Raw genomic sequence first — 17,003 nt, 5'->3', positions numbered from 1 at the left:
GCCCACGGAGCCGCGGAACGATTCGAGCGACCGGCTCCGGGTGCTCGGCTCCCGCCCCACCCGTCACCGCTCGTACAGACCCCGAGGAGTTGCCGTGCGCGACATCGTCATCATCGGATCCGGCCCCGCCGGCTGGACCGCCGCCATCTACGCGGCGCGCGCCGAACTGCACCCGGTGGTCGTGGCCTCGTCGGTCGAGATCGGCGGCGACCTGATGAACACGACGGACGTCGAGAACTTCCCCGGCTTCCCCGACGGCGTCCTCGGTCCTGAGCTGATGACCTCGATGCAGGCCCAGGCCGAGAAGTTCGGCGCAGAGACCTTCTACGACGACGTCACCTCCCTCGATCTCGAGGGCGAGGTCAAGACCGTCCACCTCGGCTCCGGCGAGAGCATCGAGGCGAGGACCGTCGTCGTCGCGACCGGATCCGCCTACCGCAAGCTGGGCCTCCACGACGAGGACCGCCTCTCGGGACACGGTGTCTCATGGTGCGCCACCTGCGACGGGTTCTTCTTCAAGGGGAAGACCATCGCCGTCGTCGGCGGAGGCGACTCCGCGATGGAGGAGGCGACCTTCCTCACCAAGCACGCTGCGAAGGTCTACGTGATCCATCGCAAGGACTCGCTCCGCGCCTCGAAGGTCATGCAGAAGCGCGCCTTCGACAACGAGAGGATCGAGTTCGTCTGGAACGCCGAGGTCACCGGCATCACCGGCGAGAACCACGTCGACGGCGTGAAGCTGCGCGACACGGTCGACGGCACCGAGTCCCACCTCGACCTCGACGGCCTGTTCATCGCGATCGGCAACGACCCGCGCACGCACGTCGTGCACGGCAAGCTCGACCTCACCACCGAGGGCACCATCTCGGTGGTCGGCCGTTCCTCCCAGACCTCCGTTCCCGGCGTCTTCGCCGCCGGCGACGTGATCGACCCGACGTACCGTCAGGCCGTCACCGCCGCGGCATCCGGAACGGTCGCCGCCCTCGACGCGGAGCACTACCTCGCTGCGCTCGCCGATGGCACCGCGCACACCGAAGGCTCACCCCGGGCCGAGCTCATCACCCGCTGACCGTCCGGTCATCGCACATCGGAGCCGGCAGCCCGCCGACTCGTGAAGGAGAGAACACCATGTCCACCGCGAAGAGCGTCACCGACGCATCGTTCCAGTCCGACGTCCTCGACTCCGAGAAGACCGTCCTGGTCGACTTCTGGGCCGAGTGGTGCGGCCCGTGCCGCATGGTCGCGCCGATCCTCGACCAGATCTCGGCCGAGCACGGCGACAAGATCGAGATCGTCAAGCTGAACGTCGACGAGAACCCGCAGACCGCCGCGAAGTACCAGATCACGTCGATCCCGGCGATGAAGGTCTACCAGAAGGGCGAGGTCGTGAAGACCGTCATCGGCGCCAAGCCGAAGCCGGCCCTCGAGGCCGACCTGGCCGCGTTCCTCTGAGTCCGCACCCCCTGACCGCCCCGCGCGGTCTCCGAGAGCCCCTGTCACGTCGTGACGGGGGCTCTCCTCGTTCCTCGGCCTGTTTCACGTGAAACAGACCCGTTGAGGCGCAGGCCACGATCCCTGCGGTGGCGCCCGACCGCCCCGCCGCAGCACAGGACCGGCCGGTACTGTGGATCCACCCGGCTCCGGCCGGAGAGACCCCGTCCACTGAGCGAAGCGGAACCATCGTGACCAACCGCGGCACCAACCTCGACCCCTGGTACAACTCCTACGCGGAGCGCACGGCCGGTCTGGCCGCCAGCGAGGTCCGAGCCCTGTTCGCCGTCGCGTCGCGCCCCGAAGTCGTCTCGCTCGCGGGCGGGATGCCGTTCGTGTCCGCGCTCCCCCAGGACCTGATCACCGGTGCCATCGACACCGTGATGAGGGAGCAGGGGCCCGTCGCGCTGCAGTACGGCTCGGGCCAGGGCGTCCCTGTCCTGCGGGAGCAGATCCTCGATGTGATGGCCCTCGAGGGCATCTCCGCCAGCGCGGACGACATCGTGGTCACCACGGGCTCTCAGCACGCGCTGGAGCTCGTCTCGAAGCTGTTCCTGGACCCGGGGGACGTCGTCCTCTCCGAGGGCCCCAGCTACGTCACGGCGGTGGTCATCTTCCGGTCGTACCAGGCCGAGGTCGAGCACGTCCCGATGGACGAGCACGGGCTCATCCCCGCAGCCCTCCGCGAGCACATCGCTCGCGTGCGCGCCGCCGGCAGGACGATCAAGTTCCTGTACACGATCCCCACCTTCCACAACCCGGCGGGCGTGACCCTCAGCTGGGAGCGCCGCGTCGAGATCCTCGAGATCTGCAAGTCCGAGGGCATCCTCGTGCTCGAGGACAACCCGTACGGCCTCCTCTACTTCGAGGACGTCCCGCCGAAGGCGATGCGCTCGCTGGAGGAGGACGGAGTGATCTACCTCGGCACCTTCTCGAAGACTCTGGCTCCCGGATTCCGCGTGGGCTGGGCTCTCGCCCCGCACGCCATCCGTGAGCGGCTGATCCTCGCGAACGAAGCGGCCGTCCTCAGCCCGTCGTCCTTCAGTCAGCTGGTCATCTCGAAGTACCTCGAGACGGCCGACTGGCGCGGACAGATCGACACCTTCCGCGGCGTCTACCGCGAGCGCAAGGAAGCGATGCTGAAGGGCCTGCAGACCCATCTGCCCGGCCTCAGCTGGACGAACCCGAACGGCGGCTTCTACGTCTGGGTCACGCTGCCCGAGGAGCTCGACTCCAAGGCGATGCTGCCGCGTGCCGTGAAGGAGCTCGTCGCCTACACGCCGGGTACCGCGTTCTACGGCAACGGAGACGGACGCCAGAACATCCGCCTCTCCTTCTGCTACCCGACGCCGGAGCGCATCGGGGACGGGATCCGCCGCCTCGCCACGGTCATCAACGGGGAGCTCGACCTGCTGTCGACCTTCGCGGGCACGGGCCGGCTCAGCACCGCCGACGCGAGCAAGCGCGACGCCGTCCTGCCTCCCAACGTCTCCTGACACCGCTGATTCGATAAGAAAGCCCTGGTCATGACCGATTTCTCTGTGCTCGACCGTACTCTCGACATCGTCGTCATCAGCGGTGGCATCAGTCACGAGCGCGACGTCTCCCTGCGGTCCGGCCGCCGCGTCGCGGACCGTCTCTCCGCCATGGGCCACCGCGTCTCCCTGCACGAACCGGACGCCGGGCTCCTCTCGACGCTCCTGCGGAAGCGTCCCGACGTCGTCTGGCCCGCCGTGCACGGAGCGAGCGGTGAGGACGGAGCGCTCCTCGGGCTCCTCGAGGCCGCGGGCTTCGCCTACGTCGGCTCGCAGACGGATGCGGCGCGCCTGGCATGGTTCAAGCCCACCGCGAAGACGCTCGTCGCCCGCGCCGGCTTCTCGACTCCGCGCTCCGTCACCCTCCCCCGCGAGACCTTCCGCGAGCTCGGAGCCGCCGGAATCCTGGAGCAGGTCGAAGCCCACCTGCCGGGCCCCCTCGTGGTGAAGCCGGCCCAGGGCGGCTCGGCCCAGGGTGTCAGCATCGTGTCGGACTCGTCGCAGCTCCCGCGAGCCATGGTCGAGGCGTACACCTATGGCGACGTCGTGCTCATCGAGCAGCAGATCCAGGGGACCGAGGTCTCCGTCGGCGTTCTCGACCTCGGCGACGGACCTTTCGCCCTGCCTCCGGTGGAGATCGCCCCCGTCGCCGGGCAGTACACCTTCGAGGCGCGCTACAACGCGGGGGAGACGCACTTCTACACCCCCGCCCGGATCGCTCCGGAGATCACGGAGGAGGTGTCCCGGGTGGCCGTGGCGATACACGAACTGCTGGGGCTCCGCCACCTGTCGAGGCTCGACTTCATCATCGACGAGGCCGGACTCCCCTGGTTCTTCGATGCGAACGTCCTGCCCGGAATGACCGAGACGTCGCTCGTTCCCCAGGCCATCGAAGCGTCGGGCCGCTACCTCGGCGACGTCTACTCCACTCTGGCGAAGCTCGCCGCGTCCTGACTCCGCTCCGTTTCACGTGAAACGGTGCTCTTCGACGAGCCTTCTTCGGGTCAGGGAACAGTGACTCCATCATCGAGTCGGCTCTTGCTCGTCGAGTAGCCGCGTCGCGGCGTATCGAGATCCAGCGATGGCGCGCTCTCCACCGCAAGCCTGGTCCAGGACACATGCAGCCCCGTGGTTACCCCGCCATGACAGCGGCTGACCACTTCGATCCTTCTTGCCCCCGATCAGTAGGAGTGACTGTCTGGTCTTCGACTGGCCTGGCGGAGGCTCCCGCTGAGCTGCCGAAGTGATGTCCGCTCTCCGGCCGACCGTGCGGGCTTCGAGAGTTCCAGACAAGGAGCGTTTCACGTGAAACGCTCCTCCAGCTGTTGAGCGCGGCGCGTCAGACCATCGCGACTCCTCATGAGAGGGGAGAGCCCAAGGGCGGTTGTGTCCGCTGACGACCTGGTCGTTCTCCAATGGTGGATCCCACTCCGCGCTTCACCGTTTCACGTGAAACGGCTTTGCTGGCGGCACCTCCGACGCTCGCTACTGATGCCAGTGCGCGCAATGGGCTGTCGATGGGAGGGGTGAGAGAGCGGATCACCCTGACCGGACACACTGATGCGCCGTACCGTTCGCTTTCATCTCGGCCACGCGACCGCTCATCGATTCGTTGGGGCCTGTGACACGCCCGTCGCGCACGAGGCAGTGCGGACTGGACCGACATCTTCTGGCTGCGGTGCAGAGTGGGGACCGTTTCACGTGAAACACTCGGGCTGCCGTTCACCGGCGGTGAAATCTCGCACGTACTCGCCGAGCCTGACCCGGATGCCAGTGAGCGACGAGGCCCGGGCGCAGCCGGCCCTCGTGAGGGCACACGCCGCCTCTTCGACCGACAGAAGAGCGCCCTGAGCAGAGTTCTCCAGAGATCCACCTACCGGATGGCAGACGAACACCGAAGGACATTCCGTAGCGACGTCGTCGCTATCAAGACCTTCATCAATAGATGCGCTACTGAACTTCGGATTTCTTCTCGAGAGAAACGTCCCAGCGCACAGGGCTTGTCGATCACCGAGACACGTTCTCTACGAGACTGCCCACACCACACGGTATCTCGTCGGTCACCTCGCCCTGGTCTCAGTGACGTGGTGAAGAGGGGCCGAGTACCACCCGATCGCGACTATCGCCGAGGGCACAGCATCACCGTGTCCTCATCAGCCGCGGTGCACAGGACACTCCGCGGCCCGGCCGACTCCCTACGGAGCGAGCGACACCTCGGTCGGCTCGCCGATCTCGGCGAGGATGCGGTTCAAGTCCTGGATGGTGGCGAAGTCGATGACCATCTGGCCCTTGCGGGCACCCAGAGTGACCTTGACGCGAGTGTTCAGCCGGTCGCCGAGGTGATCCGCGATCGACGAGAGGTGCCCGGAGTGCCCGCCCTGTTCCTCCACCACGGGACGCGCGGCCGTCCGCGGCGCCTTCATCTGCGCGGCCGCAGCCTCGGCAGAGCGGACGGACAGGTCCTCGTGGACGATCTTGTCGGCCAGGCGGCGCATCAGCTCGACGTCGTCGAGCGACAGAACCGCGCGCGCGTGTCCCGCGGTCAGGACGCCGGCAGCGACGCGGGCCTGCACATCGGCCGGCAGGCGCAGGAGACGGAGCGTGTTCGAGATCTGCGGCCGCGAGCGTCCGAGCCGCGTCGCCAGGGCCTCCTGGGTGATCCCGAAGTCGCTGAGGAGCTGCTGGTAGGCCGACGCCTCCTCGAGCGGGTTGAGGTCGGCGCGGTGCAGGTTCTCCAGCAGTGCGTCGCGGAGCATGTTCTCGTCGGCCGTGTCCTTGACGACCGCTGGAATGGTCGTCAGTCCCGCGGCCTTCGAGGCGCGGAAACGGCGCTCGCCCATGACGAGCTCGTACTTCGCTCCGCCACGGGCCGTCACGGGCCGGACGACGATCGGCTGCAGCACCCCGAACTCGCGAATGCTGTGGACCAGTTCGGCGAGGTCGTCCTCGTCGAACACCGATCGCGGCTGCGCCGTGTTGGGGGTGATGTCGGCCAGTGGGAGTCGCGCCAGGCGCGCTCCGGGGACCTCGAGCAGCTCGTCGGCGCGTGCCGAATCGCCGACCTGATCAGGGAAGAAGACGTCGACGGGCCGGGAGCGCGACTCGTCGCTGGTCGGGATGAGCGAGCCGATCCCCCGGCCGAGTCCCGTGCGCTTGGTCGCCATCAGCGTGCCTCTCCTTCATGTGCCGTCTCGGGTGTCCTGCGAGCTCCACGCCGCGCGAGCTCCGCGGCCGCCTCCAGATACGCCAGCGAACCGGACGACTGCGGGTCGTAGCTGATCACGCTCTGCCCGTAGCTCGGCGCCTCCGAGATCCTTACGTTGCGCGGTATCACCGCGCGCAGCACCTCCTTCGGGAAATGCTCGCGGACATCCGCTGCCACCTGCTGCGAGAGGTTCGTGCGGCCGTCGTACATGGTCAGCAGGATCGTCGAGACACCGAGGTTCGGGTTGAGGTGCCGCTCGATCAGGTCGATGTTCTTGAGCAGCTGGCTGAGCCCCTCGAGCGCGTAGTACTCGCACTGGATCGGGATGAGCACCTCGCGAGCCGCGACGAAAGCGTTGATCGTCAGCAGACCGAGCGACGGCGGACAGTCGATGAAGACGTAGTCGAACGGCTCGTCCATGGTGTCGAGCATGCGGTCGAGCGCACGGCGGAGCCGCTGCTCCCGCGCGACGAGCGAGACCAGCTCGATCTCGGCGCCGGCCAGGTGGATGGTCGCCGGCACACCGTAGAGAGACGAGAACTCCGGGCTCTTCTGCACCACGTCCGCGAGGGGAGTGTCGTTGACGATCACGTCGTACACGCTGGCCGTCTCGGCACGGTGCTCGATGCCCAGGGCCGTCGATGCGTTGCCCTGCGGATCGAGATCGATGACGAGCACCTTCGCCTCGCCGCGGGCGAGCCCGGCGGCAAGATTGACGGTCGTCGTCGTCTTGCCGACGCCGCCCTTCTGGTTCGAGATCGTGATGACCCGGGTCGACTCGGGCTTCGGCAGCGGCTGAGCGTTCAGCAGTGCGCGCCGGCGGGTCATGTCCGCGATCTCCCGGGCCAGGGGAGTCGAGGAGTCGAAGCCTCCGGTCAGACCGGCGGAATCGGGTTGTTTCACGTGAAACCTTCGCTCAGCGAGTGGGACGGACAGCAGCACCGAGGAGTCGACGGACGAGGAGTCGGGGGCTCACTGCGGCGTCGTGGCGATCAACCCACTGTAGCCCGGACGACCCTCGTCACCTCGGAGAGCACGCCGTCGCCCAGCACGACGACCTCGGGCGGGGAGAGCCGGAAGCGACGGATCTGCTGGGCCGCCGCCTCGATCTCCTTCTCGGCGTTGATGCCCTTCAGCAGCACCAGCTCGCCTCCGCGACGCAGCAGCGGCGCGGTCAGCGGGATCAGCTTCGAGAGGGCGCTGACCGCCCGGGCGGTCACCTGGTCCAGAGGCTCCGCGAGCTGCGCCTCCTCGGCGCGCGCACGAAGAACTGAGACATTCTCGAGTCCGAGTGCGTCGACCTGCTCCTGGAGCCAGACGACGCGACGCTCCATCGGCTCGATGAGCACGAACCGGACGTCCGGCCGCACGATGGCCAAGACGAGCCCGGGAAGGCCCGCGCCACTGCCGACGTCACCCACGAGTCCTGGACGCAGGAGAGGGGCCACCAGGGCGCTGTTGAGCACGTGCCGTGTCCAGAGCCGGGGGAGCTCCAGCGGCCCGATCAGGCCGCGCTCCTCGCCCTGGGCGGCCAGAGCCTCGGTGAAGCGCCGCAGGAGCGGCAATCGGTCGCCGGCGATCGCCGCAGCGGCTGCGGGCTCGGGCTCGAGGGTCGACTCCACTCCGCTCAGCCGCGGGTGATGACGGTGTGGCGCTCGCGCGCCTCACCGCGGGACTCCGACACGAAGCCGCGCTCGCCCACCATGTCGTGGACCAGCTTGCGCTCGTACGACGACATGGGCGGGAGCGAGGCCGACGTGGCGCCGTCCTCGATCCGCTCGATCGCGCGGTCGACCAGCTGGGCCAGCTCCGCCTCGCGGGCGTCGCGGGAGCCGCCGATGTCGAGGATGAGGCGGGAGAAAGCGCCCGTCTTCGTCTGGACGGCCAGGCGCGTGAGCTCCTGCAGCGCCTGGACGGCGTCGGGGCGGGAGAGCACCCGGAGGTTGGTGTCACCCGAGGCGGTGACCGAGAGGTAGGCGCGGCCGTTGCGGACCTCGATGTCGATGTCGCCGTCGAGGTCGCAGATGTCGAGGAACTCCTCGATGTAGTCGGCGGCCACGTCGCCCTCGTCCTCGAGCTGCGAGAGCGTGGACTCGGGCGCCTCGTCGGCGGTGGTCGCGTCGGCGTCCACAGGTGCGGACGCGTCGTCGGTGATGGTCTGCATCGGATCGGTCATGACGGCTCTACTTCTTTCCGGCTTGCTTCTTGGAGCGGTTCCTGCTCACGGGCTGCGTGCGCTGCACGGCCTTCTTCTCGACGAGGGTGACGTCGCCGGCGGCCGTGGTCTCCTCGACCAGCTTGCCCTTGCGGCGCAGACGCTCCTCGCGGGCCTTGGCGGCCTCGCTGCCCGGGGTGGGCATGTTCCGGATGACGATGAACTGCTGGATCATCGTCCAGATGTTCGAGGTCAGCCAGTAGAACATCACTCCGAGGGGGAAGGCGAAGCCCGAGAAGGCGAAGACGAGAGGGAGGATGTAGAGCAGGATCCGCTGCTGCTTGAACGTCGGCGAGGCCTTCGCCTCGGGCGACATGTTCTTCGAGACGATCTGCAGCTGGGTGATGAACTGCGACGCGGTCATGAGGACGACCATGATCACCGCGATGATGATGACCGGCTCCTGGCCGCCCTCGGCGAGTGCGCCCTGGATCGACTGGTGCAGCGGTGCGACGCCGAAGAGGTTCGCCTCGCCGAACTGGCGGGCGAGCGTCTCGTCGAGCGGTCCGACGCCCTTCTGGCTGTGCTGCGCCGCGTTCAGCACCGAGAACAGGCTGAAGAAGATCGGCATCTGGATCAGCAGGGGCAGGCAGGAGGCGAGCGGGTTGGTGCCCGTCTTCTTGTAGAGCTCCATGGTCTCGCGGGACATCGCCTCGCGGGACAGCTGGTCGCGCTTGCCCTTGTACTTGTCCTGGATCTTCTTGAGCTGGGGTGCGACCTCGAGCATCCGGCGCTGGCTCTTGATCTGCTTGACGAAGATCGGGATGAGCGCGGCGCGGATGACGATGACCAGGCCGACGATCGAGAGGACCCAGGTGATTCCCGCGGCCGCCTCCATGCCGGTGAAGGTCAGCAGCTGGTGGAAGGCGACGAGGAGCAGCTCGACCACCCACTTGAGGGGCCAGAGGATCGTGCCGAGGAGGTCCATGGAGTGGGGTCAGTCCTTTCGAGGGCCCACGACGAACCCGGCTCGCGTCACGGCGAAGCGGGTCCGGCCGGAAGCCGGTCGGTGCAGGGGGATCGAGGTCGGGACGTCGTCGATGCCGCCGGCCGCCCACGGGTGGCAGCGGAGCAGACGGCGGGCCGCGAGGACGGAGCCGAGGACGAGCCCGTGGAGCTGGACCGCCTGGAGCGCGTACGCGGAGCACGAGGGGTAGTAACGGCAGACGTCCCCGTAGAGAGGGGACACGACCGCCCGGTAGACGATCAGGAGCAGGACGCCGATGTTCCTCGGCAGCAGGAGGATCGCCCACCCGAGCCGGACGTGCGGCGCCTCGCGGCGGGGGAGTACGGCGGTCACGAGGACGCCCCGCTCTTCCGCGCGGCTCGCGCCATCGCGGACCACACCTCGGAGCGCAGCTCGGACCAGGGCGCGTCGGCGCTGCCGGGCAGCGCGCGGACGACGACCTCGGTGCCGGGGTCGATCTCGGGGACGAGCTCGAACGCCACGGCCTTGAGCCGACGGCGGACGGTGTTGCGCGTCACCGCGGTGCCGACCGTCTTCGCGACGATGAACCCGAACCGCGCCGGACCGCCCGCGGAGGACCGGCGGACATACGTGACGGTGTGCGGTCCTGTGGACCGCACACCGCGACGGACGACTGTCCGGTACTCGCCTCCGTGGACGATGCGATTGGCTCTGGCCAGCACCGCTGGTCGGTACCGCTCGCTGCTAGGCGGAGAGCTCGGTGCGCCCCTTGGCGCGGCGCGCGCTGAGGATGCCGCGGCCGGCACGGGTGCGCATGCGCAGACGGAAGCCGTGCACCTTGGCGCGACGACGGTTGTTCGGCTGGAAGGTTCGCTTGCTCATAATCAGATCTCCACGTACGTGTTCCGCGGCGCGAACCGGCACCACCCGCTCGGGCGGAGACTCGGATCCTCCGGGAAGAAGGGGTGCCCGGCTGCGGAATCCGCTCGGCCTGCGAGGGCCGCACGGACGACACCGGGCAGGCGTCAACTGATTTAAACTACGGCCTGTTCCGCCACCGGTCAAATGTGGACGGCGCGAAACCTCGATCATGCACACGGGGCACGGGGTTCCGCGCATTGACACGCGGGTGTCGCTGTGGTGGATTTGTCTCCCGTCGGCTCCGTTCGTTACGGTGTTGAGCCGCAGTTATCCACAGGTGGGATCCGCGTCCTCCCGCGCCCGCACAGGCATCGCTCGAGGCCGGTGGACAACCCTGTGGAGAGAGCGGCACTCGAGACCCCGGCTCCGCGCCCGGTCCGCGACGCCCCTGCAGCGGGCGGCGACGGGTCCGGCGGAGGCGGCGATCCCGCAGCGACTTCACAGCGACAGCACCCAGGACCGGAGACAGATGGCAGACGACACGTCGATGGTCGACGCGTGGAACGTGATCCTCGGCGCGCTGTCCCAGGACGAGCGGATCACCGCTCCCCTCTACGGGTTCGTCTCGCTCGTGGAGCCCAAGGGCATCATGGCGGGCACCTTCTACCTGGAGGTCCCGAACGAGTTCACCCGCGGGATGCTCGAGCAGCGCGTGCGCGTGCCCCTGCTCAGCGCGATCGGGACCCTCGACGACTCCTTCGGCGTCACCACGTTCGCCTTCGTGGTGAACCCCGACATCGAGCACGAGCCCCTCAGCTCCCCGTCGTCGCAGGAGTCGGTGAACCCGTTCGAGCCGATCACCGCCTCCTCGGCGACGGTCGCGCCGACCCGCGGGGTCGAGGAGCTGCGCACCGTGCCGGCGACCGACACCCGGCTGAACCCGAAGTACAGCTTCGACAACTTCGTCATCGGAGGCTCCAACCGGTTCGCGCACGCCGCGGCCGTCGCCGTCGCCGAGGCTCCCGCGAAGGCCTACAACCCGCTCTTCGTCTACGGCGACTCCGGGCTCGGGAAGACGCACCTCCTCCACGCCATCGGCCACTATGCGATGAGCCTCTACCCGGGGATCCGCGTGCGCTACGTCTCGAGCGAGGAGTTCACGAACGACTTCATCAACTCGATCGCGAACAACCGGGGCAACGCCTTCCACGGCCGCTACCGCAACGTCGACATCCTCCTGATCGACGACATCCAGTTCCTGCAGGGGAAGGCGGAGACGCAGGAGGCGTTCTTCCACACCTTCAACCAGCTGCACGACCACAACAAGCAGGTCGTGATCACGTCCGATCTGCCGCCGAAGGCCCTGACGGGCTTCGAGGACCGGATGCGCTCGCGCTTCGAGTGGGGCCTCATCACCGATGTGCAGGCTCCCGACCTCGAGACCCGCATCGCGATCCTCCGCAAGAAGGCGGTCAGCGAGAAGCTGCTCGTGCCCGACGACATCCTCGAGTTCATGGCGTCGAAGGTGTCGAGCAACATCCGCGAGCTCGAGGGGACGCTCATCCGCGTCACCGCGTTCGCGAGCCTGAACCGGACACCGGTCGACATGTCGCTCGTGCAAACCGTGCTGAAGGACCTGATCACGCTCGACGAGGACAACGTCATCTCGCCGGTCGACATCATCAACCACACCGCGGACTACTTCAAGCTCACGGTCGACGACCTCTACGGCTCGTCTCGCTCGCAGGCCGTCGCCACCGCGCGCCAGATCGCCATGTACCTGTGCCGTGAGCTGACGAACCTCTCTCTGCCCAAGATCGGCCAGCTGTTCGGCAACCGCGACCACACCACCGTCATGTACGCGAACAAGAAGATCTCGGAGCTCATGAAGGAGCGCCGCAGCATCTACAACCAGGTCACCGAGCTGACCACCCGCATCAAGACGAACCGCTAGCCGGCGGTCGGACGGCCCCCGCTACCGCCCGTCGTGAGGTGGTGCGCCCCGGGGCCGATCGACGTCCGTGCCCGCTGGTCGGCGGTCGCCGCATCCCTCCTCGCCTGAGGGGAGGCGACGGTGGTCGCGCCGCGAGGAGCAGGACGCACTGAACGGTGTCGGCGCGCGTGGAGATCGGAGAGACCGTCCTGTCGGAGGGTCCCGGTACGCCGCGCTGCGGCGCCTCGACCAGCGGGGAGTGGCGCTCACGGCGACTGATGGAGCAGCGCGGGGGAGAGGGAGCGGCCGTCGTCTTCTGCGCCGCTCGGACGGCGGGGGCCGCGTTCGACGGCCTCCGTCGTGACGGGAGACGTCGTCCGCTGACTCCCTCGACCTGTCGAGCGCGCCTCGGACACGCCGCCTCGCGCGCCTCCGAGGGCCGATTTCCACAGTGTGAGGAACCTGTGGATAACTGTGGACAACCGCCTCGGGACTGTGCGCCGGGAGGGCCCGCCTGTGGAGGGCGACCGGTCGGCCCGGATCGCTCCACAGGGCGTCCACGGGCGCGCTCACACTCCCTCCACAGGGACGGGTCCCTCCGATCCCACCCAGGAGTAGGGGTCTCGAACGTTTTCCACAGTTTCCACACGTGTTAACACTGTTAACGCAGTTCTCTCTTTAATGAAGCCTCGACCGGCAACCTCTCCACAGCGGCTCGGGAGTGCTCGGCGGTCCACCCCCTTCCGAGCTCGCCGAGCCCGGCGGGTACGATGGGCGACGGTCTTCGTCCGCGACTCGTCAGGGGTGTACTCGTGAGGTTCCAAGCCAACCGCGATGTCTTCAGCGAGGCGGTGTCCTTCGCGGTCAAGCTGCTTCCGCAGCGCACGACCCTGCCGATCCTCTCCGGAGTCCTCATCGAGGCGACCGCCGAGGGTCTGACGCTGTCCTCCTTCGACTACGAGGTGTCCGCGCAGACGCAGATCGCCGCCGACGTGGAGGAGACGGGGACTGTGCTCGTCTCCGGCCGTCTGCTCGCCGACATCGCGAACCGCCTCCCCAACGCTCCCGTGCGCATCGCCACGGAGGAGTCGCGCGTCTCGGTCTCGGCCGGCTCGGCGCACTTCACACTCCTGCAGATGCCCGTCGAGGAGTACCCGAGCATCCCCGAGATCGACGCCTCCACCGGCCTCGTCCCGGCCGACGCCTTCGCGGCCGCCGTCTCGCAGGTGGCGGTCGCCGCCTCCCGTGACGACGTGACCCCCGTCATCACCGGCGTGCAGCTCGAGATCACCGAGAACACGATCGGCCTCGTCGCGACGGACCGCTACCGCGTCGCCGTCCGCGAGATCGACTGGGACAACGGGGACAACCCGGCGCCCACTCAGCCGCTCACCGCCCTCGTTCCCGCGCGCACGCTGCAGGAGGTCGGCAAGACCTTCGGCCACTCCGGCACCGTCTCCGTCGCGATCACCAACCGCGACGAGCGCGAGCTGATCGCCTTCACCGCTGACCGCAAGACCGTCACCTCGCTGCTGATCAAGGGCAACTTCCCGCCCGTGAAGCGCCTCTTCCCCGCCTCCGTCGAGAACTACGCGGTCATGTCGACCAGCGACCTCATCGAGGCCACCCGTCGCGTCTCGCTCGTGCTCGAGCGCGAGGCGGCACTCCGCTTCAGCTTCAGCAGCGACGGCCTCACCCTCGAGGCGATCGGCTCGGAGCAGGCGCAGGCGTCCGAGAGCATCGACGCGATCGTGACCGGCGACGACGTGGTCGTCTCCCTCAAGCCGCAGTTCCTGCTCGACGGCCTCGCCGCCGTCCACTCGGAGTTCGTGCGCATCGCGTTCACGAAGACCGAGAACCCCAACAAGCCCGGCCCCGTCCTGATCACCGCGCAGACCTCGCGGGAGCAGCCCGGCAGCGACAGCTACCGCTACCTGCTCCAGCCCAACCTGCTGCTGCGCTGACCACTCCCCGGATCGCAGAGCCGCGATCGCCCCGCTCCCGACGAGCGCCCGCCCGCCGGACAACGAATCCAGGAAGGTTCACCATGCACATCGGACTCGTCGGCCTCGGCAAGATGGGCGACAACATGCGCTCCCGCCTCCGCTCCAAGGGGCTCGAGGTCACCGGCTACGACCGTAATCCCGACGTCTCGGACGCGGCCTCTCTCGACGAGATGATCGCCGCACTCCCCTCGCCCCGCATCGTCTGGGTGATGGTGCCGGCGGGCGAGATCACCGACGCGGTCGTCAAGGACCTGTCGGAGAAGCTCAGCGAGGGCGACCTCGTCATCGACGGCGGCAACTCCCGCTTCACCGAGGACTTCAAGCACGACGCGCTGCTGAAGCCCAAGGGCATCCACTACATCGACGCGGGCGTCTCCGGCGGCGTCTGGGGACTGCAGAACGGCTACGGCCTGATGGTCGGCGGCCCGAAGGAGCTCGTCGAGTACGCCATGCCCGTCTTCGACGCGCTGCGCCCGGAAGGCCCCCGCGAGGAGGGCTTCGTCCACGTCGGCGAGGTCGGCGCCGGCCACTACGCGAAGATGGTCCACAACGGCATCGAGTACGCCCTGATGCAGGCGTTCGCCGAGGGCTACGAGCTGCTCGAGACCCGCAGCGACATCATCAAGGACGTCACCGGCACCTTCAAGGCGTGGCAGCGCGGCACGGTCGTGCGCTCCTGGCTGCTCGAGCTCCTCGTCCGCGCCCTCGAGCAGGACCCGGACTTCAAGAACATCGAGGGCTACGTGCAGGACTCGGGCGAGGGCCGCTGGACCATCGAGGAGGCCATCAACAACGCCGTCCCGGTGCCCACGATCAGCGCCTCGATCTTCGCCCGCTTCGTCTCCCGCCAGGAGGACTCCCCCGCGATGAAGGCCGTCGCAGCGCTCCGCAACCAGTTCGGCGGGCACTCCGTGAAAGCCGTCGACTGAGCGGAGCTCAGTCGACGGGCTCGGCCGGTCCCTGCCCGGCCTCGCGGCGGTCGGCCTCCAGGGGTGGGCGCGTTCTGCAGAGCCGGTGACGGACGGCGGTCTGCGGCCCGCCGCCCCCGTGAGGCAGGGATGCTCTCACGGGGGCGGCGGGCCTCCGGCCGCCTCCACCTCGCTCCGGACGTCGGGCGCGGCGGGCCTTCGGCCGCCTTCGTGGGCGAGGACCGGGCGGCGGGCCTTCGGCCGCCTTCGCAGGGCAGGGACGGGGAGCCGCCGGTCATGGTGATCGAGTAGCCCGGCAGGGGCGTACCGAGATCCGGGACGAAGGCCTGGCCGACAGTGGGAGAGCGGTCGGCGGGCGCCGGAACGGGCGGATCGGCCCGATCGAGACGGGCGAGGAGCCCGCGGGGGTGCAGTGAAGGCCCGCGACGACGGGTGGAGGAGAGGAGCGCGACGTGCAGGTGACGCAGCTGGCGCTCAGCGACTTCCGGAACTACGAGTCGGTCGACGTCGAGCTCGTGCCCGGACCGAACCTCTTCGTCGGCCGCAACGGCCAGGGCAAGACCAACCTCGTCGAATCACTCGGCTACCTCTCCACTCTGGGCTCGCACCGCGTGTCGAGCGACCAGGCGCTCATCCGCGCCGGCCGGGACAGCGCCGTGGTGCGCGCCCGCCTCCGCAACGGCGAGCGCGACCTGCTGGCGGAGGTGCAGATCAACCGCTCCTCCCCCAACCGCGCGCAGATCAACCGCGGCGGGATCAAGCCGCGCGAGCTCCCGCGCTTCTTCTCCAGCGTCCTGTTCGCCCCGGAGGACCTCCTCCTCATCCGCGGCGACCCGTCGGCCCGCCGCCGCTTCCTCGACCAGCTGGTGATCCTCCGCACCCCGCGGATGAGCGCCGTCCAGGCCGACTACGAGCGGGTGCTGCGCCAGCGCAACTCGCTGCTCAAGTCCGCACGAGCGAGCGGCGTCCGCGACCCCTCCAAGCTCGGGACCCTCGACATCTGGGACGAGCGCCTGATCGCGCTCGGGACCGAGATCATGCAGTCGCGCCTCACCCTGGTGGAGGAGCTGAGCGGACCGGTGCGCGCCGCGTACGAGGCGGTCGCCGGCGCCGACCAGCGTCCGGTGCTCCGCTCCCGCCTGAGCATCGAGGGCGCGGTCGACGACGACGGCGAGCCCGTGGAGCAGCCGGGCGCCGCGTCACCGGCGGCGGGCGAGGGACTGGCGGAGGCGTTCGCGTCCGCGCTGGCCGGGGTGCGCCGGCGCGAGCTCGACCGGGGCGTCTCCCTCGTTGGCCCGCACCGCGACGACGTGCAGTTCGAGCTGAACGCGCTGCCGGCCAAGGGCTACGCCAGCCACGGCGAGAGCTGGTCGTTCGCGCTGGCGCTGAAGCTGGGCGCCGCGGAGCTGCTCCGGCGCGACTCCCCCATGGGCGATCCAGTGCTGATGCTCGACGACGTCTTCGCCGAGCTGGACGCGCGTCGACGCGAGCGCCTCGCCTCGGTGGTCGCCGACTACGAGCAGGTCCTGATCACCGCGGCCGTCTTCGACGACGTCCCGGAGGCGCTGGCCGCGCACACCGTGCGGATCGAGGCCGGCCGGATCGTCGGCACGGGAGCCGCCGCCGAGCCGATCGCGGTGCCGGAGCCGACCGCGTCCGATCCCGCCTCCTCGGATTCCGCGTCCTCCGACTCCCCTTCTCCAGGCCCGGTCTCTTCCGTCGACTCCTCTTCCGTCGACTCCTCTTCCCCGGATCAGGCGTCCCCGGATCAGGCGTCCCTCGATCCCGCACCCCCGCCCCCGCCCGCGTTGGGCCAGAAGGTGATCGTCGTGCCGGTCTCGTCGCTGGCCTCGCCCTTCTCGAGCGGGGCGTCCGGCACTCCGTCGGTGAAGCTCATCCG

15 protein-coding genes and 1 pseudogene are annotated in these 17,003 nt (G+C 68.8%); 8 read left to right on the top strand and 8 right to left on the bottom strand.

Features of this window, described 5'->3' with window-relative positions; genetic code table 11:
- Positions 1–94 precede the first annotated feature (94 nt).
- The 4 genes from trxB (at position 95) to C5C24_RS13465 (ending at position 3,980) form a co-directional block, all read left to right on the top strand.
- A complete protein-coding gene (gene trxB / locus C5C24_RS13480) occupies positions 95–1,069 on the top strand; it encodes a thioredoxin-disulfide reductase (RefSeq protein WP_104275475.1) in 975 nt (324 codons plus the stop codon).
- A gap of 59 nt (positions 1,070–1,128) precedes the next feature.
- Positions 1,129–1,452, top strand: a complete 324-nt coding sequence (trxA, locus tag C5C24_RS13475) for a thioredoxin (protein ID WP_104222687.1) — start codon at positions 1,129–1,131, stop codon at positions 1,450–1,452.
- Positions 1,453–1,682: 230 nt separating this feature from the next.
- A complete protein-coding gene (locus C5C24_RS13470; RefSeq protein WP_104305207.1) occupies positions 1,683–2,987 on the top strand; it encodes a PLP-dependent aminotransferase family protein in 1,305 nt (434 codons plus the stop codon).
- A gap of 30 nt (positions 2,988–3,017) precedes the next feature.
- On the top strand, positions 3,018–3,980 hold the full coding sequence (locus C5C24_RS13465; protein WP_104275477.1) for an ATP-grasp domain-containing protein: 963 nt from the start codon (positions 3,018–3,020) through the stop codon (positions 3,978–3,980).
- A gap of 1,241 nt (positions 3,981–5,221) precedes the next feature.
- Here C5C24_RS13465 and C5C24_RS13460 read toward each other — a convergent pair.
- From C5C24_RS13460 to rpmH, 8 genes are all read right to left on the bottom strand, one after another.
- Positions 5,222–6,190: a ParB/RepB/Spo0J family partition protein gene (locus C5C24_RS13460; RefSeq protein ID WP_104305206.1), complete on the bottom strand. Its 969-nt coding sequence runs from the start codon at positions 6,188–6,190 to the stop codon at positions 5,222–5,224.
- On the bottom strand, positions 6,190–7,134 hold the full coding sequence (locus C5C24_RS13455; protein WP_374955329.1) for a ParA family protein: 945 nt from the start codon (positions 7,132–7,134) through the stop codon (positions 6,190–6,192). Before C5C24_RS13455 ends, C5C24_RS13460 begins: the two co-directional genes overlap by 1 nt.
- An 89-nt stretch (positions 7,135–7,223) precedes the next feature.
- Positions 7,224–7,853, bottom strand: a complete 630-nt coding sequence (rsmG, locus tag C5C24_RS13450; RefSeq protein ID WP_104305204.1) for a 16S rRNA (guanine(527)-N(7))-methyltransferase RsmG — start codon at positions 7,851–7,853, stop codon at positions 7,224–7,226.
- Positions 7,854–7,858: 5 nt separating this feature from the next.
- A complete protein-coding gene (locus C5C24_RS13445; RefSeq protein ID WP_258065251.1) occupies positions 7,859–8,407 on the bottom strand; it encodes a R3H domain-containing nucleic acid-binding protein in 549 nt (182 codons plus the stop codon).
- A gap of 7 nt (positions 8,408–8,414) precedes the next feature.
- Positions 8,415–9,374, bottom strand: a complete 960-nt coding sequence (gene yidC, locus C5C24_RS13440) for a membrane protein insertase YidC (RefSeq protein ID WP_104275481.1) — start codon at positions 9,372–9,374, stop codon at positions 8,415–8,417.
- A 9-nt stretch (positions 9,375–9,383) separates the two neighbouring features.
- On the bottom strand, positions 9,384–9,746 hold the full coding sequence (gene yidD, locus C5C24_RS13435; RefSeq protein ID WP_258065249.1) for a membrane protein insertion efficiency factor YidD: 363 nt from the start codon (positions 9,744–9,746) through the stop codon (positions 9,384–9,386).
- On the bottom strand, positions 9,743–10,096 hold the full coding sequence (gene rnpA, locus C5C24_RS13430) for a ribonuclease P protein component (RefSeq protein WP_104305203.1): 354 nt from the start codon (positions 10,094–10,096) through the stop codon (positions 9,743–9,745). Before rnpA ends, yidD begins: the two co-directional genes overlap by 4 nt.
- Before the next feature lie 22 nt (positions 10,097–10,118).
- Positions 10,119–10,256: a 50S ribosomal protein L34 gene (gene rpmH, locus C5C24_RS13425; protein ID WP_055784512.1), complete on the bottom strand. Its 138-nt coding sequence runs from the start codon at positions 10,254–10,256 to the stop codon at positions 10,119–10,121.
- A gap of 208 nt (positions 10,257–10,464) precedes the next feature.
- Between rpmH and dnaA the strand changes: the two genes are divergently transcribed.
- The 4 genes and pseudogenes from dnaA to recF all read left to right on the top strand — a co-directional run.
- On the top strand, positions 10,465–12,189 hold the full coding sequence (gene dnaA / locus C5C24_RS13420) for a chromosomal replication initiator protein DnaA (protein ID WP_374954078.1): 1,725 nt from the start codon (positions 10,465–10,467) through the stop codon (positions 12,187–12,189).
- Positions 12,190–12,980: 791 nt separating this feature from the next.
- Positions 12,981–14,132 carry a DNA polymerase III subunit beta gene (gene dnaN, locus C5C24_RS13415; protein WP_104232992.1) on the top strand — a complete coding sequence of 384 codons (1,152 nt, stop codon included), beginning with the start codon at positions 12,981–12,983 and terminating at the stop codon, positions 14,130–14,132.
- 83 nt (positions 14,133–14,215) lie between these two features.
- Positions 14,216–15,103, top strand: coding sequence for a phosphogluconate dehydrogenase (NAD(+)-dependent, decarboxylating) (gene gnd, locus C5C24_RS13410; protein WP_104222677.1), 888 nt, complete (start codon positions 14,216–14,218; stop codon positions 15,101–15,103).
- Between the two features lie 452 nt (positions 15,104–15,555).
- Positions 15,556–16,716, top strand: a pseudogene (gene recF, locus C5C24_RS13405) (DNA replication/repair protein RecF); the annotation flags it as partial.
- Between the last annotated feature and the right edge of the window lie 287 nt (positions 16,717–17,003).

This window comes from Rathayibacter sp. AY2B3, assembly GCF_002931755.1.
Classification (GTDB): domain Bacteria; phylum Actinomycetota; class Actinomycetes; order Actinomycetales; family Microbacteriaceae; genus Rathayibacter.
Note: the sequence above shows the minus strand (reverse complement) of the source record. Positions and strands in the feature narration are given on the sequence as shown.

Coding starts and splice junctions, on each gene's coding strand:
- rpmH (WP_055784512.1), bottom strand. CDS start 10,256: ATGAGCAAGCGAACCTTCCAGCCGAACAACCGTCGTCGCGCCAAGGTG.
- gnd (WP_104222677.1), top strand. CDS start 14,216: ATGCACATCGGACTCGTCGGCCTCGGCAAGATGGGCGACAACATGCGC.
- C5C24_RS13465 (WP_104275477.1), top strand. CDS start 3,018: ATGACCGATTTCTCTGTGCTCGACCGTACTCTCGACATCGTCGTCATC.
- C5C24_RS13460 (WP_104305206.1), bottom strand. CDS start 6,190: ATGGCGACCAAGCGCACGGGACTCGGCCGGGGGATCGGCTCGCTCATC.
- trxA (WP_104222687.1), top strand. CDS start 1,129: ATGTCCACCGCGAAGAGCGTCACCGACGCATCGTTCCAGTCCGACGTC.
- dnaA (WP_374954078.1), top strand. CDS start 10,465: ATGCACACGGGGCACGGGGTTCCGCGCATTGACACGCGGGTGTCGCTG.
- yidC (WP_104275481.1), bottom strand. CDS start 9,374: ATGGACCTCCTCGGCACGATCCTCTGGCCCCTCAAGTGGGTGGTCGAG.
- C5C24_RS13445 (WP_258065251.1), bottom strand. CDS start 8,407: ATGACCGATCCGATGCAGACCATCACCGACGACGCGTCCGCACCTGTG.